22 protein-coding genes are annotated in these 26646 nt (G+C 71.9%); 16 read left to right on the forward strand and 6 right to left on the reverse strand.

Features of this window, described 5'->3' with window-relative positions:
- Window positions 1-18 precede the first annotated feature (18 nt).
- Window positions 19-579, forward strand: a complete 561-nt coding sequence (locus tag EV372_RS22010) for an FxsA family protein (RefSeq protein WP_130397562.1) — start codon at window positions 19-21, stop codon at window positions 577-579.
- A 179-nt stretch (window positions 580-758) separates the two neighbouring features.
- On the opposite strand, the gene EV372_RS22015 is transcribed toward EV372_RS22010, so the two are convergent.
- Both EV372_RS22015 and EV372_RS22020 read right to left on the reverse strand, forming a co-directional pair.
- The gene (locus EV372_RS22015; RefSeq protein WP_130397563.1) at window positions 759-1238 is read right to left on the reverse strand and encodes a nucleoside deaminase; all 480 of its coding nucleotides are present in this window, start codon (window positions 1236-1238) and stop codon (window positions 759-761) included.
- Between the two features lie 280 nt (window positions 1239-1518).
- Window positions 1519-4155, reverse strand: coding sequence for an HAD-IC family P-type ATPase (locus EV372_RS22020; RefSeq protein ID WP_130397564.1), 2637 nt, complete (start codon window positions 4153-4155; stop codon window positions 1519-1521).
- A gap of 284 nt (window positions 4156-4439) precedes the next feature.
- Here EV372_RS22020 and EV372_RS22025 point away from each other — a divergent pair, with 284 nt between their 5' ends.
- Window positions 4440-5252: an NRDE family protein gene (locus tag EV372_RS22025; protein WP_130397565.1), complete on the forward strand. Its 813-nt coding sequence runs from the start codon at window positions 4440-4442 to the stop codon at window positions 5250-5252.
- A gap of 97 nt (window positions 5253-5349) precedes the next feature.
- Here EV372_RS22025 and EV372_RS22030 read toward each other — a convergent pair whose 3' ends face one another.
- Window positions 5350-6621 (reverse strand): family 16 glycosylhydrolase, encoded by a 1272-nt coding sequence (locus tag EV372_RS22030; protein WP_130397566.1) that lies wholly within the window; start codon window positions 6619-6621, stop codon window positions 5350-5352.
- Between the two features lie 590 nt (window positions 6622-7211).
- Between EV372_RS22030 and EV372_RS22035 the strand changes: the two genes are divergently transcribed.
- The gene (locus EV372_RS22035; RefSeq protein WP_486484024.1) at window positions 7212-7421 is read left to right on the forward strand and encodes a hypothetical protein; all 210 of its coding nucleotides are present in this window, start codon (window positions 7212-7214) and stop codon (window positions 7419-7421) included.
- A 229-nt stretch (window positions 7422-7650) separates the two neighbouring features.
- Complete coding sequence (locus EV372_RS22040; protein ID WP_013152576.1) at window positions 7651-7833, forward strand: hypothetical protein; 183 nt, start codon at window positions 7651-7653, stop codon at window positions 7831-7833.
- Window positions 7834-8085: 252 nt separating this feature from the next.
- Here EV372_RS22040 and EV372_RS22045 read toward each other — a convergent pair whose 3' ends face one another.
- Window positions 8086-8430 carry a hypothetical protein gene (locus EV372_RS22045; RefSeq protein WP_130397567.1) on the reverse strand — a complete coding sequence of 115 codons (345 nt, stop codon included), beginning with the start codon at window positions 8428-8430 and terminating at the stop codon, window positions 8086-8088.
- Between the two features lie 99 nt (window positions 8431-8529).
- On the opposite strand from EV372_RS22045, the gene EV372_RS22050 reads away from it, so the two are divergent.
- From EV372_RS22050 to mshC, 3 genes are all read left to right on the forward strand, one after another.
- A complete protein-coding gene (locus tag EV372_RS22050) occupies window positions 8530-9303 on the forward strand; it encodes a Scr1 family TA system antitoxin-like transcriptional regulator (protein ID WP_130397568.1) in 774 nt (257 codons plus the stop codon).
- Window positions 9300-9467: a DUF397 domain-containing protein gene (locus EV372_RS22055; protein WP_130397569.1), complete on the forward strand. Its 168-nt coding sequence runs from the start codon at window positions 9300-9302 to the stop codon at window positions 9465-9467. The genes EV372_RS22050 and EV372_RS22055 overlap by 4 nt, the downstream gene beginning before the upstream one ends.
- 182 nt (window positions 9468-9649) lie before the next feature.
- Window positions 9650-10873, forward strand: coding sequence for a cysteine--1-D-myo-inosityl 2-amino-2-deoxy-alpha-D-glucopyranoside ligase (gene mshC, locus EV372_RS22060; protein WP_130397570.1), 1224 nt, complete (start codon window positions 9650-9652; stop codon window positions 10871-10873).
- A gap of 71 nt (window positions 10874-10944) precedes the next feature.
- Here the strand turns inward: mshC and EV372_RS22065 are convergent, their stop codons facing one another.
- On the reverse strand, window positions 10945-11466 hold the full coding sequence (locus EV372_RS22065) for a nitroreductase family deazaflavin-dependent oxidoreductase (protein WP_130397571.1): 522 nt from the start codon (window positions 11464-11466) through the stop codon (window positions 10945-10947).
- Between the two features lie 120 nt (window positions 11467-11586).
- On the opposite strand from EV372_RS22065, the gene EV372_RS22070 reads away from it, so the two are divergent.
- On the forward strand, window positions 11587-12888 hold the full coding sequence (locus tag EV372_RS22070) for a hypothetical protein (protein ID WP_130397572.1): 1302 nt from the start codon (window positions 11587-11589) through the stop codon (window positions 12886-12888).
- A 157-nt stretch (window positions 12889-13045) separates the two neighbouring features.
- A complete protein-coding gene (locus EV372_RS22075; protein WP_013152583.1) occupies window positions 13046-13456 on the forward strand; it encodes an ABATE domain-containing protein in 411 nt (136 codons plus the stop codon).
- Window positions 13457-13590: 134 nt separating this feature from the next.
- Here EV372_RS22075 and EV372_RS22080 read toward each other — a convergent pair whose 3' ends face one another.
- Entirely contained in the window at window positions 13591-14430 is an 840-nt protein-coding gene (locus EV372_RS22080) for a PAC2 family protein (RefSeq protein ID WP_013152584.1), read from the reverse strand.
- 280 nt (window positions 14431-14710) lie between these two features.
- On the opposite strand from EV372_RS22080, the gene metH reads away from it, so the two are divergent.
- The 7 genes from metH (at window position 14711) to EV372_RS22115 (ending at window position 26443) form a co-directional block, all read left to right on the forward strand.
- Window positions 14711-18181, forward strand: coding sequence for a methionine synthase (metH, locus tag EV372_RS22085; RefSeq protein WP_130397573.1), 3471 nt, complete (start codon window positions 14711-14713; stop codon window positions 18179-18181).
- 317 nt (window positions 18182-18498) lie between these two features.
- Entirely contained in the window at window positions 18499-19212 is a 714-nt protein-coding gene (locus EV372_RS22090) for an HAD family hydrolase (RefSeq protein WP_130397574.1), read from the forward strand.
- A gap of 247 nt (window positions 19213-19459) precedes the next feature.
- Entirely contained in the window at window positions 19460-19978 is a 519-nt protein-coding gene (locus EV372_RS22095) for a cellulose synthase (RefSeq protein WP_253792913.1), read from the forward strand.
- Between the two features lie 640 nt (window positions 19979-20618).
- Complete coding sequence (locus EV372_RS22100; protein WP_130397575.1) at window positions 20619-21665, forward strand: ABC transporter permease; 1047 nt, start codon at window positions 20619-20621, stop codon at window positions 21663-21665.
- Between the two features lie 97 nt (window positions 21666-21762).
- Window positions 21763-23511: an ABC transporter substrate-binding protein gene (locus EV372_RS22105; RefSeq protein ID WP_130397576.1), complete on the forward strand. Its 1749-nt coding sequence runs from the start codon at window positions 21763-21765 to the stop codon at window positions 23509-23511.
- A gap of 91 nt (window positions 23512-23602) precedes the next feature.
- Window positions 23603-24616 (forward strand): ABC transporter permease, encoded by a 1014-nt coding sequence (locus EV372_RS22110; protein WP_130397577.1) that lies wholly within the window; start codon window positions 23603-23605, stop codon window positions 24614-24616.
- 45 nt (window positions 24617-24661) lie between these two features.
- Window positions 24662-26443 (forward strand): ABC transporter ATP-binding protein, encoded by a 1782-nt coding sequence (locus EV372_RS22115; protein WP_130397578.1) that lies wholly within the window; start codon window positions 24662-24664, stop codon window positions 26441-26443.
- Window positions 26444-26646: the final 203 nt, after the last annotated feature.

Genomic DNA, 26646 nt, shown 5'->3' on the forward strand with positions numbered 1-26646 from the left:
CCCGGAGGATGGTTACGCATGCCGCTGCTGACAGTGCTGGCGCTGATGGCGCTGCCCTTCCTGGAAGTGTGGCTGATGATCGCCGTCGGCGGCTGGATCGGCGTCCCGTGGACGCTGGCCGCGCTGGTCTCGCTGATGGTCCTGGGCGTGGCCGTGCTGCGCCGGGCCGGGACCAGGGCCTTCCGGGACGCGGACCAGGCCATGCGCTCGGGCGAGCAGCCGCGCGGGGGCCTGCTCGACCCGCTCATGCTCATGGCGGGCGGCATCCTGCTCGTGATCCCCGGGTTCATCACCGCCGTGCTCGGCCTGCTGATGGTCCTGCCCTTCACCCGGCCCGTCCTGCGCTGGGCCTTCGCCTCGTGGGCGCGGCGCCGCGTGCGCGGGATGCAGGAGCGGATGAACGAGGAGTTCGTCGTCCGCGGGTCCACCGCCCCCGGCCCGGGGGCGGGTCCGGCCGCGGGGCCGTTCGGTCCCGGCCAGAACCCGTTCGGCCCCCGCACCGACGGGGACGCCGCCCCGCAGAACCGCGGCCGGGTCATCCAGGGGCGGTTCGAGCCCAGCGACGACGACAGGGACTGACGGCGCTCACCGCGCTGACGTCCTCACGGCGTTGACCGCGCTCACCACGCCGAGCGCGCTGACGGCGCTTCCGGCGCCCACCGCGCGCACCGCGCTGACGTCCTCACCACGCCGACGGCGTCGACCGCACCGCTCACACCGGCTGCGGGGCGACACCGGCGGCGGGCCCGGGTCTGGCGTCAGCCGCGCCCGTGGAAGCGAGCCTGGAGCGACCGCACCCGCGTGACCAGGGAGTCCACCGGCCCCTCCACCGCGATCGCGGGCACGATCTCGCCGATGGGCAGCGCCCGCACCGGCGCCGGGGGCACACCCCACTCCTCCAGCCACGAGACGAGCTGCGCCGTGGAGGTCACGTACACGATCCGGCCCAGCCCCGCCCAGCCGTGGGCGGCCGAGCACATGGGGCAGTGCTCCCCGGAGGTGTAGACGGTCGCCGCCGCCCGTTCGCCGGGGCTCATGCGGGTGGTCGACCACCGGGCGATGGCGAACTCCGGATGCTGGGTCGGATCGCCGCCGGCGACGCGGTTGCGGTCCTCGAAGAGCACCGTCCCGTCCGGGGAGGCCAGCACCGAGCCGAAGGGCTCGTCACCCGCCTCCAGGGACTCCTCGGCCAGATCGACCGCGCGCCGCAGGTGGCGCATGTCGGTTTCGCTCAGCATGTCCTGCCTCTCTCCCTCTCACCCTCACCAGGTCCCGCCGTGGTCCCCGCGCGGCCGGACGCCGTGCGACCGCGCCAGCCGAGACCAACGGGCCTCGCGGGGTTGTGCTTCCGGGACCGGGCCTGCCGGGACCGTGCTTCCCAGGATGGGGCCTGCCCCGGCCGCGCCCCGCGACCGGGTCCCGGAGCGAAGGCCGGTGCCGCCCGGCCCTGCGCACGCGCTCTCACCGGGGCGGGGGCCGGGTGCCCGCCCCGGCCCTCCGCCTCCCGGTGAACCGCTGTCACACCGGCTCCGGGGTGCGCTCCTCGGCCTCGCGCTCGTCCTCCCCCTCCGCCGCACGCGCTTCGGAGCGGGCCGTCATCCGGTCGTCCACCACCCGGATCACCGTGATCACCACGATCGCCACACCCGCCACGGCCAGACCGGTCAGCACCTTGGTCGGGTCGCTCACGTCCAGGTCGAAGAACCACTGCCCCAGCGGTGTCACCATCGCCAGCGTCAACAGGCCCACCATGGAGCCCACCATCAGCACCTTCCACCACACGTACGGCTTGGCCACCAGCAGCAGCACCCACAGCGTCGTCGCGCACAGCGTGATGACCACCGCCGTCCGGTCGGCCGGGTCGGGCACCGTCCGGCCGCCCAGCACCAGCAGGTAGGTCGTCACCGCGGCGAAGCCCGCCACCATGCCCGAGGGGATCGCCAGCCGCAGCGTCCGCATCACGAACCCCGGGCGGGCGATGTCGGTGTTGGGCGCCAGCGCCAGGAAGAACGACGGGATACCGAACGTCACCGCGTTGATGAGCGTCGCGTGGCGCGGGAAGAAGGGGTAGGCCACCGCCAGCAGGCCCACGATGATCGCCAGCGTCATCGTGTACACGGTCTTGGTCAGGAACAGGTTGGCCACCCGCTCGATGTTGCCGATGACCCGGCGGCCCTCGGCCACCACGCGCGGCAGCACCGCGAACCGGTTGTCCAGCAGCACCAGCTGGGCCACCGACCGCGACGCCGGGCTCCCCGAGCCCATCGCCACGCCGATGTCGGCCTCCTTCAGCGCCAGCACGTCGTTGACGCCGTCACCGGTCATCGCCACCGTGTGCCCGCGGTCGCGCAGGCCCCTGACCATGTCGCGCTTGCGCTCGGGCGTCACCCGGCCGAAGGCCGAGCGCCGCTCCACCTCGCGGGCCAGCTCGTCGCCGTCCTCCGACAGCGCCCGCGCGTCCACCGGCTGGTCCGCGCCCGGCAGCCCCAGCTCACGGCCCACCGCGCCCACCGACGCCGCGTGGTCGCCCGAGACGATCTTGACGTCCACGCCCTGGTCCTCGAAGTAGTCCAGGGTCGGGCCGGCGTCCTCGCGCAGCCTCTGGTCCAGCACCACCAGGGCCACCGGCAGCACGGTCCCGGGGGCCTCGTCGGAGTCCACCCGCGCCGACGCGCGGGCCAGCAGCAGCACCCGGTGGCCCTGCGCGCCCAGCCGGGCCGCCTCGGCCGCCGCCGGGTCCTGCGGGGAGGCCAGCACGTCGGCCGCGCCCAGCACCCAGTGCTCCTCGCCGCCGGAGGTCAGGAAGCTGGCCCCGCTCCACTTGCGGGCGGACGAGAACGGCGCCAGCGCCGTGACCGTCCAGTCGGGAGCCGTCTGGCCCGCGGCCTCGCACCCGCGCGCGATCGCCGCCATGCTCGCGTTGTGGTCGGGGTCGCTGGCCGCCAGCGCCGCCAGCACGAGCGAGGGGGAGTCCTCCCCGCCGTGCCCGCCCAGGTCGCGGATCCCGGCCAACTTCATGCCCGCCTCGGTCAGCGTGCCCGTCTTGTCGGTGCACACCACGTCCACGCGGGCCAGGCCCTCGATCGCGGGCAGCTCCTGCACCAGGCACTTGTGCCTCCCCAGCCGGATCACCCCGACCGCGAACGCGATGCTGGTGAGCAGGACCAGGCCCTCGGGGATCATCGACACCAGGGCCGCGACCATGCTGCGCAGGGCGTCCGCCAGCGGGCCGGAGATCTGGCCGCCCGACGTCGACTCCTCCAGGCCCACGTGCCCGCCCAGGACCAGCTGGCTGTAGATCAGCAGGGCGCCGATCGGGAACAGCGCGTAGGTGATCCAGGTCAGGATGCGGTTGATGCCCGACCGCAGCTCCGAGTGCACCAGCGAGAAGCGGCTCGCCTCCTCGGCCAGCCGCGCCGCGTAGGCGTGCCGTCCCACCTTGGTGGCCCGGAACCGACCGGTGCCCGCCACCACGAAGCTGCCCGACATCACCGTGTCCCCGGGCCGCTTGACCACCGGGTCGGCCTCGCCGGTCAGCAGCGACTCGTCGACCTCCAGCCCCCCGGCCCAGGTGACGGTGCCGTCGACCACGATCTGGTCGCCCACGCCCACTTCCAGGACCTCGTCCAGGACGATCTCCTGCGTGGCCACGTGCACGGTGGCGCCGTCGCGCACCACCCGGGGCCGGGCGGCGTTGACGATGGCGAGCTTGTCCAGGGTGCGCTTGGCCCGCAGCTCCTGGACGATGCCGATCAGCGTGTTGAAGAGGATGACCATCGCGAACAGCCCGTCCTGCACCGGGCCGATCACGGCGATGATCGAGAACAGCACCGCGACCATGGCGTTGATCCGGGTGAACACGTTGCCGCGGATGATCTGGCCGACCGTGCGGCTCGCGCGCACCGGCACGTCGTTGGTCCGCCCCGCCGAGACCCGCTCTGCGACCTGCTGGCTGCTCAGCCCCGTCTCGGGCGGAGGGCCCGCCGGGCCCCTGGGGCCCGCGGGGACGGGCTCGGCGGAGGCCCCGGCGGGGGCTCCGGCCGTCTCGGGGGCGCCGCCGCCCGCCTGTGGTCCGGGGACGGCGGAAGCCGCGTCCCGCGGCCTGTCCGCGGTGCTGTCCGCACCGCCGTCGGTCCGGTCGGATTGCTCGGGCACGCACTACTCCTGTGTGGTCCGGGAGACGAGACGGGCGGGAGGCGCCTTGGACGCGGCATCCGCCCCGCACACGCGAAGGGGGAGGGAGACTACAGACTAGAAGACTCCCGGACCGGGAAGCAGGCACACCGTCCCCCGGGCCCGGGGTGGTGTCCGCACCACCCCGGGCCCGCGCGGAGTACTGCCGGGGGCACCCTCCGGGTACGGTTGCGTCTACCTCCTGTCCACATCCCCGTTCCGCCCGCACCACACCGGGGACCCACAGCAAAGGTCACAAGGTCGTCATGTGCACTGTCATCGTCGGCTTCGACCCCGGCGCGGACACGCCGCTGGTCATCGCCGCGCTCAGGGACGAGATGTCCTCCCGGCCCTGGGACGGGCCCGCCCGGCACTGGCCCGACCGGCCCGACCTCGTCGGCGGCCGGGACCGCCTCGCGGGCGGCACCTGGCTGGCCGTGGACCCCACGGGCCCGCGCACGGCGGCCCTGCTCAACGGCTGGCCCTGGGACGGGCGCATGCCCTGGGAGGGCACCTACCCGGCCAGCCGGGGCGAACTGCCGCTGCGCGCCCTCGCGCAGGCGGGCAGGAACCCGGGCCGCGACCCGCTGCACGGCGACGACCCCACCCTCTACGCGCCCTTCCACCTGCTGGACGCCGACGCCCGCCGGGCCGGGCTGCACAGCTGGGACGGCCGGTGCCTGGACACCCGTCCGCTGCCGGTCGGCGTGAGCATGGTGGTCAACACCGGACTGAACCCGGACGATCCGCGCGCCGCCCGCCACACGCCCGAGTTCGCGCGCACCCGGCCCGACCCGGCCGACCTGTCCCGCGCGAAGGGGGTGGAGGAGATCTGGGGGGAGTGGCCGCGCCTGGTCAACGAGGCCGCCAACTCCGCGCCCCGCTCGGCGGGCCCCGACGAGGCCGGAGACCCGACGGGCCTGGTCGCCCGCGCCGACCTCGGCGGGGGCAGGACGTGGGAGACCGGGTCGGTGACCCTGCTGGCCATGGACCGCGAGACCGTGCGCTACGCCTTCACCGACGCCCCGGCCGATCCCGGGGCGTGGCGGATGGTCGACACCTCGGCCCCCCGGTTCTGAGACACGGGGGACCGAAGGCGCCGCCGACCGCCCGAGGAGTGGCGGGCGGCGGGGCGCCGCCCGCCGGAGGGGGTCGGCGGGCGGCACGGGGGAGGGATCAGCCGTTCAGGCTCCAGCGCTGGACGGCACTGCCGTCGCAGTCGGCGATCACCATCCGGGTGCCGTCGCTCTGCGTCCGGCCCTGGGGTTGCAGGCAGCGGCCCGACTGCGGGTTGCGCAGGGCCTGCGTCCCGCTGTCGTGAGTCCACCGCTGCGCGCCGGTCCCGTTGCAGGTCCACAGCTGTACGGGGGTGCCCGCGGCGGTGGCGCCGCCCGCCACGTCCAGGCACTTGTTGAACGCCCGGAACGTGCCGTCGGAGCCCTCGGTCCACTGCTGGGCCTGGTTGCCGTTGCAGTGCGCCAGCTGGATCGGGGTGCCGTCGCCCGTCTGGGCCCCGGCCACGTCGAGGCAGATGCCGTTGGAGGCGGTGATCGTCCCGGTGCCGCCGCCGGGGCCGCCGCCGTCGGAGTAGATCCGGACGTAGTCCACGAGCATCTGCTGGGGGAACTGGGTGGTGCCGTCGGGGTAGCCGGGCCAGTTACCGCCCACGGCGATGTTGAGGATCATGAAGAAGGGCTGGTCGTAGACCCAGGGGTTTCCGCGCGTGTCGGCCGGGGTGTAGGTCTGGTAGGCGTTGCCGTCCACGGACCAGGTGATGGAGCCGGGGCTCCAGTCGACGGCGAAGGTGTGGAAGTCGTCGGCGAAGGACCAGCCCTGCGGGTGCATGTAGGAGCCGGTCAGGGGGTTGCCCCCGGAGTAGCCGGGCCCGTGGAGGGTGCCGTGGACCAGGTGGGGTTCGCGGCCGATGTTCTCCATGATGTCGATCTCGCCGGAGTCGGGCCAGGGGGTGTCGGGGAAGTCGGCGCCGAGCATCCAGAAGGCGGGCCAGATGCCTTGTCCGCGGGGGATCTTGATGCGGGCCTCGATGCGGCCGTAAGCGTGTTCGACCTTGTTCTGGGTGGTCATGCGGGCGGAGGTGTAGCCGCCGTTGGCCTCCCTGCGTGCGGTGATGACGAGGTTGCCGTTGCCGTCGAGGGCGGAGTTGGCGCGGCTGTCGGTGTAGTTCTGGAGTTCGTTGTTGCCCCAGCCGTGGGCGCCGGTCTCGTGGTTCCAGTTGGCGGGGTTGGGGGCGCTTCCTGCGGCGCCGTTGAACTCGTCGGACCACACCAGGGCCGCCGCCTGGGCGGCTTCGGCGGACGCCGGGGCCGCCGTGTCCTCGGGGACGGGGGCGGCCGAGGCGGCCCCGACCGGGATCACGAGCGCGGCTGCGGTGAGGAAGGACAGGGCCGCGGAGGCGAGGGACCTGCGGGGCCGGTGCGCGATGCGCATGGGCTACTCCGGGGGGAAGCCCCGCCGCGGCGGGGCGGTGACGGGCGGAGTCGGTCCGGCGTACGGCGGGCGTGCGCGGGACCAGGTGGGCGACTACTCGCAGTCGCCGTGTTACGCAACGAATCTAATCGGTAAGTTACTGTACGTTTAGTTTTCCTTCGGCACAAGGGGTGTGCCCGGGGCAGGAGCGTCGGGACCACGGACATGCGTGGCGCGAACCGCTCGGTCGGGCGTGGAGCCGCCCGCGCTCGGGCGGGCGGCGGCTGGGGGAGGCCGGTCGGCGGGGGTGGCCGGACAGGCGCGGTCGGACGTGGTCGGACGTGGTCGGCCCCTGGTTTCGAAGACGGACATGGGTGGCTTTGATGTGCCAACTCTGTGCATTCCGGACGGAACAAGGGGTAGGGGACAGGAACACCGTGGGCGCTCCCTCCCCGACTCCCCGTTGACCTGGGGTGGAGCGAAAGGATTCCGAAACCGCGCTGGAGGCGGACTACGGGACCGTGTTCACGGTGAACCCGGGGCGCGGAGGCAGCGTCACACCGTGACCCGGGCTACTCCATGACCGCCGACCCACCCCCGAAGGACCATCCATGAGCGCTATGCCCGTCCGTGACCAGGCCGCCCCCTCCCGCCACGCCCTGAGCCCGCGCGGGGGGCGCCGCGACGTGTCCCGCGCCCGGTGGCGGCTCCGGGCGGCCCACGCCGACATAGTCGAGTTCGGCCCCGCCGGGGACCCCGAGCTGGCGCGCGCGGCCGAGGAGCTGGACCTGCTCGAACTCGCGGACGCGGCCCGGCCCTAACCCCGCGCGGTCGGCCGGGACCGGCCCCGTCCGCTCCGGCCCCACCTGCTCCGGTCCGGCCCGCCTCGGCCCTGACCAGGGCGGGCGTGCGTCACCGGTGCGCATAACCACCGTCACACCTCCGGGTCGCGACGGCGTGTCAACCCCGAGAGTGACCACGGCGTCTCAGAGAGAGACGGCGTGTGCCGTCAGGCTCGCGTGAGGGCACGCGTTCACGGCAGGGGGCACGATGGAGGGCCGTAACGGCAACCTGGTGGAGAGCGGAGCGTACTGGCTCCTCTACGTCGTCTCGGTCAGCGGCGCTCTGCTGCACTGGCGTCTGGGCAACGAGGGGATGGCCGCTCTGTGCGCCGCCGTGGCGGTGTTCGGCGCCCTGCTCATCAGCAGGAGGCACCACAACCTCGCCGCGTGAGCCCCGGACCCAGGCCGTGCGCACCCTCCGCCGCCCGGGTGGCGCCCGGCTCGTTCCCGCCCCTTGCGGCGCGGTCATCGCGCGCGGTTCCCGCCCTCCCGCGCGCGTCCGGCCGTAGTGCGGCTCGCGGCCATCGGCTTCGACACCGCCTCCACCCTCCCGCGCGTCCGGTCGTAGTACGGGGGACCACCGCCCACACGGCACGAGGGACCACGCCCGCCGGTTCGGTGACCCCCCGTGTCCCGTCGCCGGTCAGCTGTCTCGCCCCCGCCTGCGCGGCAGGGGTGGGACGTATCCCGCGCGGGTCTCGATCACCTGGGCCACCAGGAGGTCGAGCCTGTCCCGCTGGACGTACTTCCAGGCCCCGTGCTGACCCTGCCATCCCCAGGTCCAGCCGTCCTTGAGCCCGATGGAGACGTTGCCCAGGTAGGCGGGGCCGATGAGGGCGCGGTCGACGTCCGCGCCCCGCGTCCAGGGGAAGCGCCTCCATTCCAGGGTGAAGGCGAGTCCCCGCCGGGAGAGGAAGGCGTCGCGGGCCTCGGTGAAGGGGGCCCGCCGTGTGTTCGCGTCCGTTCGACGCTGCTCGACACCGTTCATGCCTCCAGCGTCCGACCGAAACCCCGTGTTCCACAGAAAGTGCTTTGTATCCTCCTCGGGGCTGGTTGTGAGTGGGACAACTTGCATAGCTTATGGGACATGGTGGATCACAGTTTCGGGTCATACCTCTCGGGCGAACGCAAACGCGCAGGTTATACGCTGCGCAAGCTCGCGACTCACGCGAGGGTTTCTTCGTCAACCCTTTCTCGCTGGGAAAATGACCATTATGTCCCAGCACGTGATGACGTTGCGAAGCTCGACAAGGCGCTGGAGATGCGCGGCGCGCTGCTCCGCAAGTGGGAGGGTTTCACCGCTCCGTCCGCGTTGCTCCCGTGGATGCAGGACGCGGGCATGCTCGAAGAAGCCGCCTCCTTGATCGAGTACGTCTCTCCCGTGCTGGTTCCCGGGTTGCTGCAATCACCCGGATACGCGGAGATCGTCTTCCGCGAGGGCCAACCGTTGTCGTCCGCGACGGATATCCGACGGTTGGTCGCGTTGCGGTGTTCTCGTCACGAACTGCTTCGAGTGCGCAACGATCCTGAAGTGGCGGCTGTGTTTCCTGTGTCCGCGCTGGAATGCGTTACGGACGCGGTCCGTACCGAACAGGCACAACACCTGCTGTCCCTGAGCGACGGGGGCCGGGTGTCCGTCCACTTGGTGCCCGAGGGTTCGGCGTTGATCGGGATCACCTCCCCCATGCTCATGGTGCGCCTCGGAGGGGGTGGAAAGGCCGCGAGCGCGGACCATCTGACCGGTAATGTCGTCTACGGCGAAACTGACGACTTCGAGCGGCTGTCGGAACTGGTCAAACGCGCGTTCGCGTTGGCGCTCCCCGCCCAGCAGTCGCGAAAGGTACTGGAGGAACTACTTTGAGTGACTGGCGCAAGTCCAGCTACAGCAACACGGGTGGTCAGTGTGTCGAGGTTCGGGAGACCCCCCAGGGCGTGGACGTTCGCGACACCGTCAACCGTGCAGCCGGGCACCTGGCGTTCCCCGCGTCGGAGTGGGCCGCCCTGCTGCGCGCCGAGACGCGCTAGAACCCGCACCGGGCGAAGGCTCTGACCTGGCCCGGGACCAGCGCGGAACCCCCAACCCGACGACGGGCGGGGGTTCCGTCCCCGTCCCGGCTTATTCCCACCTCTTCTGGGGCGATCATCACGCGCGGTGCCCACCCTCCCGCGCACGCCTCCCGCCCACCCGTCCGGATAGGCTGCGCGGTATGCGTTCATGGTCTGCGCCTGACATCGTCCCCCTGCCGGGTACCGGCGGTCCCCTTCGTGTCCACGACACCGCCACCGGCCGGATAAGGACGACGACGCCGGGCCCCCGGGCCGGGATGTACGCCTGCGGCATCACCCCCTACGACGCCGCCCACCTGGGCCACGCCTTCACCTACCTCACCTTCGACCTGGTCAACCGGGTCTGGCGCGACGCGGGCCACGACGTCAACTACGTGCAGAACACCACCGACATCGACGACCCGCTGCTGGAGCGCGCGGAGGCCACCGGCGTCGACTGGCGCGACCTCGCCCACCGCGAGATCGACGTCTTCCGCGAGGACATGGCCGCCCTGCGGATCATCCCCCCGACCTCCTACGTCGGCGTGGTGGAGTCCGTGGACCTCATCAGCGACCTCGCCGCCCGCATCCGCGACACCGGCGCCGCCTACGAGCTGGACGGGGACCTGTACTTCTCCGTCGCCGAGGCGCCCGAGTTCGGCGAGATCAGCAACCTCGACCGCGGACAGATGCTGGAGCTGTTCGGCGAACGGGGCGGCGACCCCCAGCGCACCGGCAAGAAGGACCCGCTCGACTGGCTGCTCTGGCGCGCCGAGCGCCCCGGCGAGCCCGCCTGGGACAGCCCCCTGGGCCGCGGGCGCCCCGGCTGGCACATCGAGTGCAGCGCCATCGCCCTGGACCGGCTCGGCCCGGCCTTCGACCTCAACGGCGGCGGCAGCGACCTGATCTTCCCCCACCACGAGATGGGCGCGGCCGAGACCCGATGTGCCACGGGCGGTCCCAACGCCCACAACCACCTGCACGTGGGCATGGTCGGCCTCGACGGCGAGAAGATGTCCAAGTCCCTGGGCAACCTGGTCTTCGTCTCCAAGCTGCGCCAGCAGGGCGTGGACCCGGCCGTCATCCGCCTGGCCATGCTCGCCCACCACTACCGCGCCCCGTGGGAGTGGACCGACGCCGAACTCCCCGCCGCCACCGCCCGCGCCGAGCGCTGGCGCTCCGCCCTGGCCCTGGGCGCGGCGCCCGACGCCGCCCCGGTGCTCGCCGCCGTGCGCGCGGCCCTGACCGAGGACCTGGACTCCCCGGCGGCCCTGGCCGCGGTGGACGCCTGGGCCGACACCGCCCTCACCGAGGGCGGCGCCGACACCGGCGCGCCCGCCCTGGTGCGCGCGACCGTGGACACCCTGCTGGGCGTGCGCCTGTAACCACGGGCCGCCCGGCGCCGCCGGATGCGACCGGCGGCACCGAAGGCCTTCGGTGCCGCCGGTCCGCCGCCCTAGGGAGCGGAGAGTTCGGAGCGGCGCTCATCGGCGGCCCCTGCGGGGGACAACCGGACGACCGGGATGTCGTTCCCGAGGTCCGCGCCCCTGCGCTCGAACCACTCCTCGCTGTCGTCCACCTCGTAGCCCAGCGCGCGCAGCAGCGCCACGGCGGCGGCGGGGTGCCGCTCGGCGTAGCTCACCAGCGCCTCACCGGACTCCCGGGGCGACAGGACGGTGGCGGTGCCCCGGTGGCGCCGGTTGCCCAGCTGGAACAGCACCCGCGGCTCGTGCTCGACGTTGCGGAACCACTGCGACCGCCTTCCGTACCCGGAGGCCACCAGCACGGTCCCCGCGGCGTCGTCGCCGCCGATGACCTCCAGCACCGCCTGGCGGGCCTCTCCCGTGGCCCGCCCCCTGTGGGTGAGCAGTACGAACCGGCGGCCCATCAGCCCGCCCAACCCGGCCCGGTAGATCCAGATGGGGGCGCGGAACAGGGCCCGGCGCAGGGGTGTGGTGGGCGGCTGGGCGAACGACATGGTGTGGCCTTCCTTGGGGGGCGGCCCCGGAGTCGGGGGCCCGAGTATAGCCAGACCCTCCCCAGCGCTCCCCGGCGGCACACCCGCGGACCGTCGGTGGGCGCTGCCACAATCCGGGACATGCAGACAGGAACGGACGTACTCCACACCACCGACTGGACCCGCACCTTCCACGCCTACGGCTCCGGCGCCGACACCCCCGGGCACCTCGCCAGCCTGCTCACCGGCGACGCGGGTGAGCGCGGGCGCGCGCTGGACCACCTCCACGGCGCGCTCCTGCACCAGGGCACGGTCTACCCGGCCACCGTCCCCGCCGCCCTGTTCGTCGCCGGGATCCTCGACCGCCCCGAACTCGACGACCCGGCCCGGGGCCCGCTCCCCGAGGCGTCGGACGCGGCCCCGGGTTCCCCGCGCCGCGTCCTGCTGGACTTCCTGGCCGCCGCGGCCGAGGGCGCGCTGCACCAGACGCCCTCCGACCCCGTGCCCGAACCCCCCGCCGGGGCCGAGCTGGACCGGGTGTACGCCGCACTGGCCTCCGACGACGAGGACGAGGCGGTCGGGGTGTGGGAGTCCCCCGCCGTGGACGCGCTCATGCGGAGGGCGGGCCCGGACACGCGCGCCGCCGCGCCCGTGCTGTACGCGGCGGTCGAACCCCACCTGACCGCCTCCGACGCGCACACGCGCATGTGCGCGGTGGAGGCCGCCGCGGCCCTGGCCAGGCTCGGCGGGCTGGAGCCGGACCTGTCCGGCGCCGCCGACATGGCCGAGACCCGCGACGAGGGCGCGGTGATCGTCCTGGCCCTGGGCGCCTGCGGCGCCGACACCACCGAGTTCCTCGCGCACGCCGACCCCGCCATCCGCGCCTGCGCCGCGCTGGCGCCCGGCCAGCGCGCCAACCCCGCGGCCACCGCGGAGCTGGCCGCCGCGCTCGCGGACCCGGAGGCGGCCGACGCCTGGTTCACCAGGCGTCCCGCCCACTTCACCGGCCACGTGCGTTTCGCCCTGGTCCGGGAACTCGCCGAGCGCTCCACCGCCGAGGACGCCGCGCGCCTGCTCCCGGTGCTGCGCGCGCTGGCCCCGCTGACCTCACCCCTCACCGCGGCGGCCGACGCCGGTCCGCTGCTGGACCTGGCCTTCCGGGCCGCCGACACGGGCCGCGGCGCGGGCACCGGCGCGCACGACGGCACGACCGCTGGCGCGGGCACCGCAACGGGTTCCGACGGGTCGGCGGCCCCGTTCGCCACGGGGCCCGCCGCGCCGCGCGACCCCGCGGAGCTGACCGCCGTCCAGCGCGACTACCTCCGGGTCCTGGCCGACCACGACGGCTTCTGGGACGGCCGGTTCGCCAACTTCCTGGTCGTGCTCGCCCGGCTGGGGCTGCCCCGCGAGCGCCGCGGACTCCGCGCGCTGCTCGCGGCCTGAGCCGGGCGGGCGCGGAGCCCCACGGCGAGCGGACCGGGAGGCGCCGCGACCGTTTCGTCCCCACACGTCTCGTTGGACACGCGCACGGTGACCACCTGTGGCCACGGGCTCGCGAAAACGCCGGTATCCGGGGCCCGGCCGTGGTGGGATAGCCCCCATGACGACCCCCACGCGGCACAGCGCGGCCGCCGAACTCATCGCGGACTTCGTCTCCACCGGTGCCGGGCTCGCCGACCGGGCCGACCTCGCGCGGTTCCTGCGCGAGCACCGCCTGGCCACCGAGGGAGCCATCCCCATCACCCTCGCCGACCTCGACGAGGCCATCGCCCTGCGCGACGGCATCCGGGCGGTCCTGGAGCGGCGGGCCGAACCCGACCACGAGGCCATCGCCCGGGGCCAGAAGGTCCTGGACGGCCTCCGCGTCACCGTGCGCCTCCAGGCCTCACGCGAGGCCCCCGTGCCGCTGACCCCGGCGGTCGTGGACGAGGTCCGCCGCGGGCTGGCCCGCATCGCCGGGGCCTGGGCCGTGGTGCTGTCCACGGGGGAGTGGCGCCACATGCGGCTCTGAGGGGACCGCGTCGCACGCGGGGACCCGGTCCCGGGCCGCAGGGGTCCGTGCGGGCTGAGCCGCGGCGCGGGAGACCCCGTTCCGCACCGTTTTCCACCGGCCGCGGCGGCCCCGGCGGGGCCGCCGCCGGGGCCTCAGCCCTCGTCGTGGCGGCGCAGGTAGCGCTCGAAGTCCCGGGCGATCGCGTCACCGGAGGCCTCCGGCAGGTCGGCGGTGTCCTTGGCCTCCTCCAGGCCGCGCACGTACGCCGCGATGTCCTCGTCCTCGGCGGTGAGCTCGTTGACGTTGGACTCCCACGCCACCGCGTCCTCGGGCAGGTCGCCCAGCGGCACCCGCGCGCCCAGGAAGTCCTCCACCCACGCCAGCAGCGCCAGGGAGGCCTTCGGGCACGGCGGCTGGGCGACGTAGTGGGGGATGGCCGCCCACAGCGACGCGGTCTCGATCCCCACCGCGCTGAACGCCTCGTGCACCACGCCCACGATCCCGGTCGGGCCCGAGTAGGTGGTCGCCTCCAGCCCCAGCGCCGAGCCCAGCTCCACGGGCGAGGCCATCCCGGTCACCGGGATCGGCCGCGTGTGCGGGGCGTCCGCCAGCAGCGAACCCAGCATCACCATCCGCGTGACGCCCAGCTCCCGCGCCACGGCCAGCAGGTCGGCGGCGTAGGAGCGCCACCGCATGTTCGGCTCGGGGCCCGTCACCAGCACCACGTCGCGCTCCGACCCCGGCGGCGTCGCCACGCGGACCCGGGTCGTGGGCCACTCGACCTCACCCACCACGCCGTCCACGATCGACATGCGCGGCCGGGTCACCTGGAAGTCGTAGTAGTCGTCCGGTGCCAGCGCGCACAGCTCGTAGGCGTCCCACTCCCTCGACAGGTGCTCCACGGCCAGGCTGGCCGCCTCACCAGCGTCGTTCCATCCCTCGAACGCCGCCACCATCACGGGATCGACAAGCTCCCGGACGAGCTTGGTCATGTGGCTCCTCCCTGCACGCGAACGGAGTCCACCCTACGTGGTGCCGACCCGCCCGGGGAACCGTTCGGGGCGCTCGACCGAGGGGCTCCGGCCGCCACACCGCGGGACTCCCGTCTCATCTAGTGGAACAGCCGATGGGATAACCTCACAGACAGCGACTGACAAGGACACCGCCGTCCCCGGACGACCGACCCGCCCCGCACCGCGGGTCCGCCCAGTGCCACGCGTCACGGGGACACCAACTGGGCCGCCGCGGTGCTCCGACGTAGAGTTGCCAGATATGAGAGCCAGCCCCACCTTCCGCGAAACGCTGTCCCGCCGTGTGGTCGTGGCGGACGGAGCGATGGGCACCATGCTCCAGGCGCACGATCTCGACCTCGACCAGTTCGAGGGGCACGAGGGATGCAACGACATCCTCAACCTCACCCGTCCCGACATCGTCCGCGACACCCATGCCGCCTTTCTTGCCGTGGGTTCGGACGCCATCGAGACGAACACCTTCTCGGCCAACCTCGGCGGGCTCGCCGAGTACGGCATCGAGGACCGCACCTACGAGATCGCCCACGCCGGAGCGCAGGTGGCCCGCGAGGCCGCCGACGCCTACTCCACCCCCGACCAGCCCCGCTACGTCCTCGGGTCCGTGGGCCCGGGAAACCGGCTGCCCACCCTGGGCCACGCGCCCTACGCCCAGCTGCGCGACTACTACGAGCAGTGCGCGCGCGGCCTGATCGACGGCGGATCCGACGCCATCCTCATCGAGACCTGCCAGGACCTGCTCCAGGTCAAGGCCGCCGTGGTGGCCGCCCAGCGCGCCCGCCGCGCCGCGGGCAGGGACGTGCCGATCATCGCCCAGGTCAGCATCGAGACCAACGGCACCATGCTGCTGGGCTCCGAGATCGGCGCCGCGCTGACCTCCCTGGAGCCGCTGGGCGTCGACGTCATCGGCCTCAACTGCTCCACCGGCCCCGCCGAGATGAGCGAGCACCTGCGCTACCTGTCGCACCACTCGCCCATCCCCGTCTCCTGCATGCCCAACGCGGGCCTGCCCCAGCTCGGCCCCGACGGCGCCTTCTACGACCTCTCGCCCGCGGAGCTGGCCGACGCCCACGACTCCTTCACCTCCGAGTTCGGCCTGAGCCTGGCCGGCGGCTGCTGCGGCACCACCCCCGAGCACCTGCGCCACGTGGTGGAGCGCGTCCAGGGGCGCGGCATCAAGAACCGCAAGCCCCTGGTGGAGGCCGCTTCCTCCTCCCTGTACCAGAGCGTGCCCTTCCGCCAGGACGCCAGCTACCTGGCCGTGGGCGAGCGCACCAACGCCAACGGCTCCAAGAAGTTCCGCGAGGCCATGCTGGAGGGCCGCTGGGACGACTGCGTGGAGATCGCGCGGGACCAGATCCGCGACGGCGCCCACCTGCTCGACCTCAACATCGACTACGTGGGCCGCGACGGGGTCAGCGACATGCGCGAGCTGGCCTCGCGCCTGGCCACCTCCTCCACCCTGCCGATCATGCTCGACTCCACCGAGCCGCCCGTCCTGGAGGCGGGCCTGGAGGCCCTCGGCGGCAGGAGCGTGGTCAACTCCGTCAACTACGAGGACGGCGACGGCCCCGACTCCCGCTTCACCCGCATCATGGGGCTGGTCAAGGAGCACGGCGCCGCCGTCGTGGGCCTGTGCATCGACGAGGAGGGACAGGCCCGCACCGCCGAGTGGAAGGTACGCGTCGCCACCCGCCTCATCGAGCAGATCACCGGTGAGTGGGGGCTCAACACCGGCGACATCATGATCGACTGCCTCACCTTCCCCATCACCACCGGGCAGGAGGAGACCCGCCGGGACGGCCTGGAGACGATCAACGCCATCCGCGAGCTCAAGCGGCTCTACCCGGACGTGCAGACCACCCTGGGCCTGTCCAACCTGTCCTTCGGCCTCAACCCGGCCGCCCGCATCGTGCTGAACTCGGTGTTCCTGCACGAGGCGGTCCAGGCGGGGCTGGACTCGGCGATCGTGCACGCCTCCAAGATCGTGCCGATCAACCAGATCCCCGAGGAGCAGCGCGAGGTCGCCCTCGACATGGTCTACGACCGGCGCGAGGGCGACTACGACCCCCTCTCGCGGTTCATGGAGATGTTCGAGGGCGTGGACGCCAAGTCCATGAAGGCCTCCCGCGCCGAGGAGCTGGCCGCCCTGCCGCTGTGGGAGCGCCTGGAGCGGCGCATCATCGACGGCGAGATGGCCGGGATCGAGGCCGACCTCGACGAGGCGCTGGAGTCCAAGCCCGCCCTGGCCATCGTCAACGACACCCTGCTCTCGGGCATGAAGACCGTCGGCGAGCTGTTCGGCTCCGGCCAGATGCAGCTGCCCTTCGTCCTCAAGTCCGCCGAGGTCATGAAGGGCGCCGTCGCCTACCTCGAACCCCACATGGAGAAGAGCGACGACGACGGCAAGGGCCGCATCGTCCTGGCCACCGTCAAGGGCGACGTCCACGACATCGGCAAGAACCTCGTGGACATCATCCTGTCCAACAACGGCTACGACGTGGTCAACATCGGCATCAAGCAGCCGGTGTCGGCGATCCTGGAGGCCGCCGAGGAGCAGCGCGCCGACGTGATCGGCATGTCCGGCCTGCTGGTCAAGTCCACGGTGATCATGAAGGAGAACCTGGAGGAGATGAACTCCAGGGGCCTGTCCGAGCGCTTCCCGGTCCTGCTGGGCGGCGCCGCGCTCACCCGCTCCTACGTGGAGCAGGACCTGGCCGAGGTCTTCGACGGCCACGTGCGCTACGCCAAGGACGCCTTCGAGGGCCTGCGCCTGATGGACGCGTTCATGGCGGTCAAGCGCGGTGACGAGGGCGCCGAGCTGCCCGCCCTGCGCCAGCGCCGGGTCAAGACGGGTGCCAAGCTCAAGGTGACCGAGCCCGAGGAGGTGCCCGCCCGCAGCGACGTGTCGACCACCAATCCGGTGCCCAAGCCGCCCTTCCTGGGCGACCGGATCAGCAAGGGCATCCCGCTGGCCGACTACGCCGCCTTCCTCGACGAGCGCGCCACCTTCATGGGCCAGTGGGGGCTCAAGGCCGCCCGGGGCGGCGAGGGCCCCAGCTACGAGGAGCTGGTGGAGACCGAGGGCCGCCCCCGGATGCGGATGTGGCTGGACCGCATCCAGACCGACGGCCTGCTGGAGGCGGCCGTGGTGCACGGCCACTTCCCCTGCTACAGCGAGGGCGACGACCTGGTGGTGCTGGACGAGGAGGGCGCCGAGCGCACCCGCTTCACCTTCCCGCGCCAGCGCCGGGACCGCCACCTGTGCCTGTCCGACTTCTTCCGGCCCAAGGAGTCGGGGGAGCTGGACGTGGTGTCCTTCCAGGTGGTGACCGTGGGCCCGGCGATCAGCCGCGCCACCGCCGAGCTGTTCGCCAAGAACGCCTACCGCGACTACCTGGAACTGCACGGGCTGTCGGTGCAGCTGACCGAGGCCCTGGCCGAGTACTGGCACACCCGGGTGCGCGCGGAGCTGGGCTTCGCGGGCGAGGACCCGGCCGAGCTGGACGCGTTCTTCAAGCTCGGCTACCGGGGGGCCCGCTTCTCCCTGGGCTACGGGGCCTGCCCCGACCTGGAGGACCGCGCCAAGATCATGCGCCTGCTGGAGCCGGAGCGGGTGGGCGTGACCCTGTCGGAGGAGTTCCAGCTGGTGCCCGAGCAGGCGACCGACGCGATCGTGGTCCACCACCCGGAGGCGACCTACTTCAACGTCTGACCGGCTCGTCCGAGGCGGACCGCCCGGCGCGGCCCCGCCCCCCGACCGAGGGGGCGGGGCCGCGCGCGTGTGCGGGCGCGGTCCGCCGCGCCGCCCCCGGGGCCGCGCGGGCGGAAGTGTGGGGCAGCTCTCCACCCGCCGGCGTCCGAGTGTTCGTAGTGTGGAAAGGACGCCGACAGGTCCTCTTCACGGCGCGGGCGCCCCGCGTCCCGCACGATGATGACGCACAGCCCGGGTGTCCCGTGGGCCAGCGGGCAACCCATGACACACGAGGGGAGAGCGTGGCGCCGCCCGGTCCGGAAGGCGCCACCGAACCTATGAGCGAACAGAGCACGCTGAGTCCCGAAGCCTCCGGTACCGGGACGCCCCAGGCCAGACGCCTCCAGGCCGTACTCCTGGACATGGACGGCACCCTCATCGAGAGCGAGCACCTGTGGGGTGAGGCCGAAGCCGACCTGGTCGCCGAACTGGGCGGTGTGTGGACCGAGGAGGACCACCAGCGCAACGTCGGCAACGCCGCCGAGCCCGTGGGCCGCTACATCATCGACCTGACCGGCGCCCACCACCTCACCCCGCGTGAGGTCGCCGACCGCCTGTACACGAGGTTCCGCGCCAGGCTCGCCGAGGGCGCCGACCTGCGCCCGGGGGCCAAGGAGCTGGTCACCCTGCTGTCGGAGTCCGGGGTCCCCGTGGCCCTGGTGACCTCCACCGAGAGGACGCTGGTGCAGGCGGCGATCGGCGGGATCGGCCTGGACAACTTCGACGACTCCGTGGCCGGGGACGAGGTCGAGGCGAACAAGCCCCACCCCGACCCGTACCTGAGGGCCGCCCGGCGGCTCGGCGTGGACCCCGCGCGCTGCGTGGCCTTCGAGGACTCGGTGGTCGGCGTGACCTCGGCGGCCGACGCCGGGTGCGTCACGGTCGCGGTGCCCAACCACGTGCACATCCCGCCGCGCGAGGGCGTGGTGTTCCGCGACAGCCTGGTGGGCGTGGACCTGGACTGGCTGGAGTCCCTGGTCGCCGACCGCTGAGACGGGACCGCCCGGCCCCCCGCCCCGCCGCTCTCCCCGCCCCCACCAGCTCCGACGCCCCCTTCCGTGCCCCGGCCGCCCGTCCGGGGCACGGGAGTAGCGTGGGCGTACGGGCCCCGGCTGCGGGGCCTGACCCAGGGCGTGTCCGGCGGACACGTACCCTGCTGCGCGACGGACGGCATCGACCGAACACGCCCTAGGGGATCGACCGGATGTGCGCTCCGGCGCCGGATGGGAGACTGGGCCCATGCCTGAGAACTTGACGTGGATGACCGGTCTGGTCCTGGGAGGCGGACTCACCCTCGCGGGACTGGTGATCTCCTTCTTCGTGTGGCGCGCCAAGGGCGCCGCCTCGGGTCTGCGCGGCGTGGCGTGGTCGCTGCTGCCGCTGGCCGCCGGTCTGATCGGGCTGATGAACGCCGTCTGGCAGTTCGCCATGAGCATCTTCGGCATCCTGGTCGGCCTGCTGTTCAACCCGGCGGTGTGGGCCGGTGTGGCCCTGGCGGGCCTGGCGGTGGTGCTCTACGTCGTCTCGGGCGTCATGCGCGCCCGTGACGTGGGCACCCGCCCCGGCAGGGCCAAGGAGCCCAAGGCCACCGGCGGGGCGGGCGGCGCGGCCGGGCCCGGCGCCGCCGAGCCCGGTGCGGCCCCCGCGGCCCCGGGCGCCAAGGGGAAGGTGGGTCCGGCTCCCAAGGCCGGGGCCGCCGACGACCTCTCCGACCTGGGCGACATCGAGGAGCTGCTGCGCAAGCGCGGCATCGAGTGAACATCGCGGGCCCGGCCCGCACACCCCTACGACGACGGTTCCGCACCCGCGGGGCCGTCGTCCTCTCGTGCGCCGCGGCCGTCACCGTACGTGTCCTTGGCGGTGTCCTGGCGCGCCCGTGAACGTCGCCCTACGCACCCGCGTGGACACGCTGAGACGTATAGCACTTGCCATAGCGTCCCTCTCGGGGGGTCGAACCGGTACATATTCGGACGTATCGTGGGCGCGACGGTTGAGGGCGTCGCCGCAGCTCGCGGCCGGTCATCGGATGAATGCGAACTCTGTAGCCTTTTGTTGTTATATAGGCTTTTTAACGTTGTTTGTCACGATTTAGATACATGATCGGATATTGGACGCTATGCGTTCAGATCGCGAGTAGGTTAGTCGCTGTGTAACAGCCCGGGCGCAGCGGTCCCGGTGTGTCCAACTCCTCTGGTGATGTGGCGCACTGCCGCGGACCGAGTCTGCGGAGGAGAGGTCATCCGCCCTCCCCGCCGACACGCAAGCCCACGCCAGCCAGCGTCGAGAACCGGCCGGCCCCACCGCGCGCGAACCGCAGGTCACCCCTCCATGCGGCCGTACGCGTGGGTTCTGCCCGTTCCCCTCGGCCAGAAGCGTATGAGTGGAGAGTGGTGGCCTGATGAGCGCGCCCTCGCATGCCCCCGATTCGGCGGAGCAGGCGGAGCAGAACGACGCCGTGAACGTCGCTGCGCAGGCCCACGGGGTCCGCGGAGACTCCGACAACCGGTCCCTGCGCCAGATCGCCTGGCAGCGGCTGCGCAAGGACAAGGTCGCGATGATCTCCGGCGTGGTCGTGGTCCTGCTCATCCTCGCCGCGATTTTCGCGCCCCTCCTGGCCAAGTGGTTCGGGCACCCGCCCACCCAGTTCCACCAGGACCTGATCGACCCGGTCCGCCGTGTGCCCTACCTGGACCCGGAGCAGCCGGAACTGGGCACCGATCCCTGGGGCGGCATCAGCTCCGAGCACCTGCTGGGCCTGGAGCCCACCACCGGGCGCGACCTGTTCAGCCGCATCCTCTACGGTGCGCAGATCTCCCTGCTGGTCGCCTTTCTGGCCACCCTCGTGTGCGTGGCCATCGGCACCGTCATGGGTATTCTCGCGGGCTACCTCGGAGGCTGGGTGGACACCGTCATCAGCCGGGCCATGGACATCTTCCTGGCCTTCCCGCTGGTGCTGTTCGCCATCGCGCTCGTGGGCGTCATCCCTGAGGGCGTCCTCGGCCTCACCGGCAACGGGTTGCGCATCGGCGTCATCGTCTTCATCATCGGCTTCTTCAACTGGCCCTACATCGCCCGCATCGTCCGTGGACAGACGCTCTCCCTTCGTGAGCGCGAGTTCGTGGAGGCCGCCAGGAGCCTGGGCGCCAGCAACCGGCACATCCTCTTCAAGGAGATCCTGCCGAACCTGATCACGCCGATCATCGTCTACTCGACCCTGCTCATCCCCACGAACATCCTGTTCGAGGCGGCCCTGAGCTTCCTGGGCGTCGGTATCAACCCGCCCACCCCCAGTTGGGGCAAGATGCTCGACGAAGCGGTGCCCTTCTACCAGACGGCCCCCTACTTCATCATCTTCCCGGGCCTGGCCATCTTCGTCACCGTCCTCGCCTTCAACCTCTTCGGCGACGGGCTGCGCGACGCCTTCGACCCCAAGACCTCCGACTGACCCTCGCCGCCGGAAGCCGCCCCGCCCGGCTTCCACGGCAAGGCGTCCGACGACAGGTTGATCCCACCACCATCAGGTTCGCATGAGAGGCAGTTCCTTGAGGAAACGCACACTCGGCTTCGTCGCGCTGGGCGCGGCGGCGTCCATCTTTCTTTCGGCGTGCGGCGGAGGCGACTCCGCTGGCGGAGGCTCCGCGTCCGGTGCCGAGTTCGACCAGGGGTCGACCGAGGTCGTCAACGCCTCCGACGCGACCGGTGGCACCCTGAAGTACGCCATCGCCGGCGACTTCGACTCCACCGACCCGGCCAACACCTACTACGCGTTCAACTGGAACTTCTCCCGGTACTACGCCCGTACGCTGCTGGCCTTCAACCCGGAGCCGGGAGAGAACGCCACCGACCTGATCCCCGACATGGCCGCCGGTATGCCGGAGCCCAACGAGGACTTCACCGAGTGGACCGTCAAGATCCAGGAGGGCCTCAAGTACGAGGACGGCACTGAGATCACGGCCCAGGACATCAAGTACGGCATCGCGCGCTCCAACTTCAACGGCGGCGTGTTCACCGAGGGCCCGCAGTACTTCAAGGCGCACCTCGACCAGGGCGACCACAACGTCTACGAGGGCTCCGACCCGCTCGCGGGCTTCGACTCCATCGAGACCCCGGACGACTACACCCTGGTCTTCCACCTCAAGGACTCCTTCTCCGAGTTCCCGAACGTGCTCACCCAGCCCCAGACCGCCCCGGTGCCCGTCGAGGCCGACCGCGGCGAGCTCTACCAGGAGCACGTCCTCTCCTCGGGTCCGTACAAGTTCGACGGCAACTACGAGCCGGGTGTCAAGCTCCACCTGGAGCGCAACGAGCACTGGGACCCCGAGACCGACCCGGTCCGCGAGGCGCTTCCGGACCGCATCGAGGTCGAGATCGGCGTCAACCAGGACGAGATCGACGAGCGCCTGGTCAACGGCGAGATCGACGTCGACCTCGCGGGAACCGGTGTCGCTCCGGCGATGCACGCCCGCCTTATCGACGATGAGTCCGTGCAGGGCAACCTCGACAACCCGTACTCGGGCGCCCTGCGCTACGTGAACATCCACACCCCGATCATCGAGGACGTGGCCTGCCGCCAGGCGATCATGTACGCGGCCGACCGTGACAGCATGTGGCGCGCCTGGGGCGGGGCCACCGGCGGCGACCTGGCCACCAACCTGCTTCCGCCGGCGATCCCCGGCTCGGACCCCGAGTCCGACCTGTACCCGTCCGAGGACGACAAGGGCGACCTGGAGGCCGCGCAGGCCAAGCTGGAGGAGTGCGGCGAGGAGGACGGCTTCAGCACCAACATCGCCGTTCGCGTCGAGCGCGAGAAGGACGTCCAGACCGCCGAGGCCCTGCAGCAGTCGCTGGCCCGGGTCGGCATCGAGGCCGAGATCAAGAGCTTCCCGTCCGCGGACTTCTTCGGTCAGTACGCCGGTTCGCAGGACTACGTCCGTGAGAACAACATCGGCCTGAGTGTCTCCGGCTGGGGCCCGGACTGGCCGACGGGCTACGGCTTCGCCTCCAAGATCACCCACGGCGACGCGATCATGGAGACGGGCAACTTCAACACCGCCGAGCTCGACGACCCGGAGATCAACGCCCTGTGGGACGAGGCGCTGGCCACCGAGGACCCCGAGGAGCGCGCTGCCATCTACACCCAGATCGACACCCTGGTCATGGAGCAGGCAGTCATCCTGCCGGTCGTCTTCGACAAGACGCTGGTCTACCGCTCCGACGAACTCACCAACGTCTACTACCACCCCGCGTACATGATGCACGACTTCATGGCGCTCGGCGTGGACCGCGGATAGCCCCGTACCTACCGGCCTGAACTAGCACGAGAAGGCAGGTGAAAGCGGCGGGGGCCCACGGCGCTCCGTGGAGCCCCCGCCGCTGACCGCGATGCTGAACTACATTCTCCGCCGCCTGGGAGCGGGACTACTGCTGCTCGCCGTCGTCACGGCGGTGACCTTCTGGATCTTCTACGTCCTGCCCCGTTGGGCGGGCGTGACCCCGCGCGGTATGGCCGCGCTGTATGTGGGCAAGGCCCCCACCCCCGAGGCGCTCGACGCCACGGTGGAGCGCCTGGGCCTGGACCAGCCCGTGGCGGTGCAGTTCCTCGAGTTCGTGCGCAGCCTGCTGCTCGGTCAGGAGTTCACCTTCGGCCGGGAGACGGTGGAGTGCGCGGCTCCCTGCCTGGGCTACTCCTTCACCACCAACAGCCCCGTGCTGCCCCAGCTGCTGGACCGGCTGCCGGTCACCCTGTCCCTGGGGCTGGGTGCGGCGGTCATCTGGGTCATCGGCGGTGTGGCCGTCGGTGTCCTCTCCGCGGTCAAGAAGGGCAGCATCTTCGACCGCCTGGCCATGGGGGCCGCCCTCGTCGGCGTCTCCCTGCCCATCTACTTCACCGGTCTGCTCGCCCTGGCCTTCCTCGTGCACGAGTGGAAGCTGTTCCCGGTCTCGCGCTACGTCCCCCTCACCGAGGACCCGGTCGCCTGGTTCCAGGTGATGTTCCTGCCCTGGGTCACCCTGGCGTTCCTGCACGCGGCGCAGTACGCGCGCCAGACACGTGCGGGCATGCTGGAGGTCCTGGGTGAGGACTACATCCGCACCGCCCGCGCCAAGGGGCTGAGCGAGCGCCGCGTGATCCTCAAGCACGCGCTGCGCCCCACGCTGACCCCGATCGTCACCATCCTCGGTCTGGACGTCGGCATGGTCCTCGGCGGAGCCATCCTCACCGAGAAGGTGTTCTCCCTCAATGGTGTGGGCGCCTACGCGATCGACTCCATCGTGTCCAGGGACCTGCCCGTCATTCTCGGTGTGACCCTGATGGGCGCTGTCTTCATCGTTGTCTGCAACCTCGTCGTCGACCTGCTCTACCCGATCGTCGACCCCCGGGTGCGGATCGCGAAGTAGCGCGCGGCAGCGTTGAACAGACCAGCTCTAACGAAGGAAAGTGACATGGCCTCGACCGACCCCGTCGTCCGCGTGGACGACCTGCGGGTGACGTTCCCGACCATGGACGGTGACGTCCACGCGGTGAAAGGGCTGTCCTTCGAGGTACCCGCGGGCGGTGCCCTGGGCATCGTGGGCGAGTCGGGCTCGGGCAAGAGCGTGACCTCGCTGGCCCTCATGGGCCTGCACCGGGGCAGCAAGGCGAAGATCACCGGCTCCATCGAGGTCGCGGGCCAGGACGTGGTCAGCGCCTCGGACAAGAAGCTGCGGCGGATGCGCGGCAACGACATCGCCATGGTCTTCCAGGACCCCATGCAGTCGCTGCACCCGCAGTACACGATCGGCAACCAGCTGATCGAGGCCTACCGCATCCACCGGCCCAAGGCCACCAAGGCCGAGGCGCGCGCCCGCGCGGTGGAGTCGCTGGAGCGGGTGGGCATCCCCGAGCCCGGCAAGCGGATCAACTCCTACCCGCACGAGTTCTCCGGCGGTATGCGCCAGCGCGTGGTCATCGCCATGGGGCTGATGTGCGAGCCGAAGGTGCTGCTCGCCGACGAGCCGACGACGGCGCTGGACGTGACGGTGCAGGCCCAGGTCCTGGACCTGCTGGACGAGCTGCGCCGCGACCTGGGCATGGGCCTGATCCTGGTCTCGCACGACCTGGCGGTGGTGGCGGGTTCGGTGGACGAGGTCGTGGTCATGCGCCACGGCGTCGCGGTCGAGCGCGGCGACGTGCGCAAGGTCCTCTCCGAGCCCGAGCACCCCTACACCCAGGGGCTCCTGGCCGCCGTGCCGCGCGTGGAGGTCTCCCGCGCCCAGCGGCGGGCCCAGGACCGGGCCGACCGGATCGAGCGCGACAAGCGCGAGGGCAGGGTCACCGAGCCGGGCCAGTTCGCGGCCTTCACCCCCTCCGCCGGCGGCGCGGGATCCTCCGAGGAGACCCCGCTCCTGCGGGTGGAGGACGTGGCGCAGCGGTTCAAGGTGCGCGGCGGAACCTGGGGCAAGGCCACGGATTTCTGGGCGGTCAAGGGGGTCTCCTTCGACCTGCACCGCGGTGAGACGCTGGGGATCGTGGGGGAGTCGGGGTCGGGCAAGTCCACGCTGTCGCGGATGGTGATGCGTCTGCTGGAGCCCACGCGGGGGCGGGTGGAGTTCGAGGGCCGCGACATCACCCACATGCCCGAGCGGGCGCTGCGTCCGTTGCGCCGGGACGTGCAGATGGTGTTCCAGAACCCCTACTCCTCGCTGAACCCGCGGGTGACGGTGGGCGACGCGATCGGGACCGCTCTGCGGGTGCAGGGGGAGAGGGACGGCAAGAAGATCCGCGCCCAGGTGCAGGAGCTGTTGGAGCGGGTGGGGTTGGAGCCGGGGCACTACAACCGGTTCCCGCACGCGTTCTCGGGTGGTCAGCGTCAGCGGATCGCGATCGCGCGGGCGCTGATCCTCAAGCCGAAGCTGATCATCTGTGACGAGCCGGTGTCGGCGTTGGACGTGTCCACGCAGGACCAGGTGCTGCGGTTGTTGTCGGAGTTGCAGGACGACTTCGGGTTGACCTACATCTTCGTGGCCCATGATCTGGCGGTGGTGCGTCAGGTGAGTGACCGGGTCGCGGTGATGCGTGCGGGTGAGGTGGTGGAGATGGGTAACAGCGACGCGGTGTACGAGAACCCCGCCAGCGACTACACCCGCCAGCTGCTGACGGCCGCTCCGGTCCTGGACCCCGACGAGGCACGCCGTCTGCGCGCCGGGCGCGTGGAGAAGCGCGCCGAGGGCAAGGCCGTCGCCTGACGGTCCCCACGGGCTCGACGGTCCTGACGGTCCTGACGGACCGGTAGCCGACCGGCAGACCGACCCAGCGCCGGTGCCGCCGCGGAACCCCGCGGCGGCACCGGCGTTTCGCGTGTCCGGGACGAGGGCGCCGATGACAGCGCCGGGCCGGGTGCTGGACCCGTCGAACCGCGCGCCGAGCAGGGCGCTGGACTCGCTGGACC

This window comes from Nocardiopsis sp. CNZ308, from assembly GCF_004217075.1.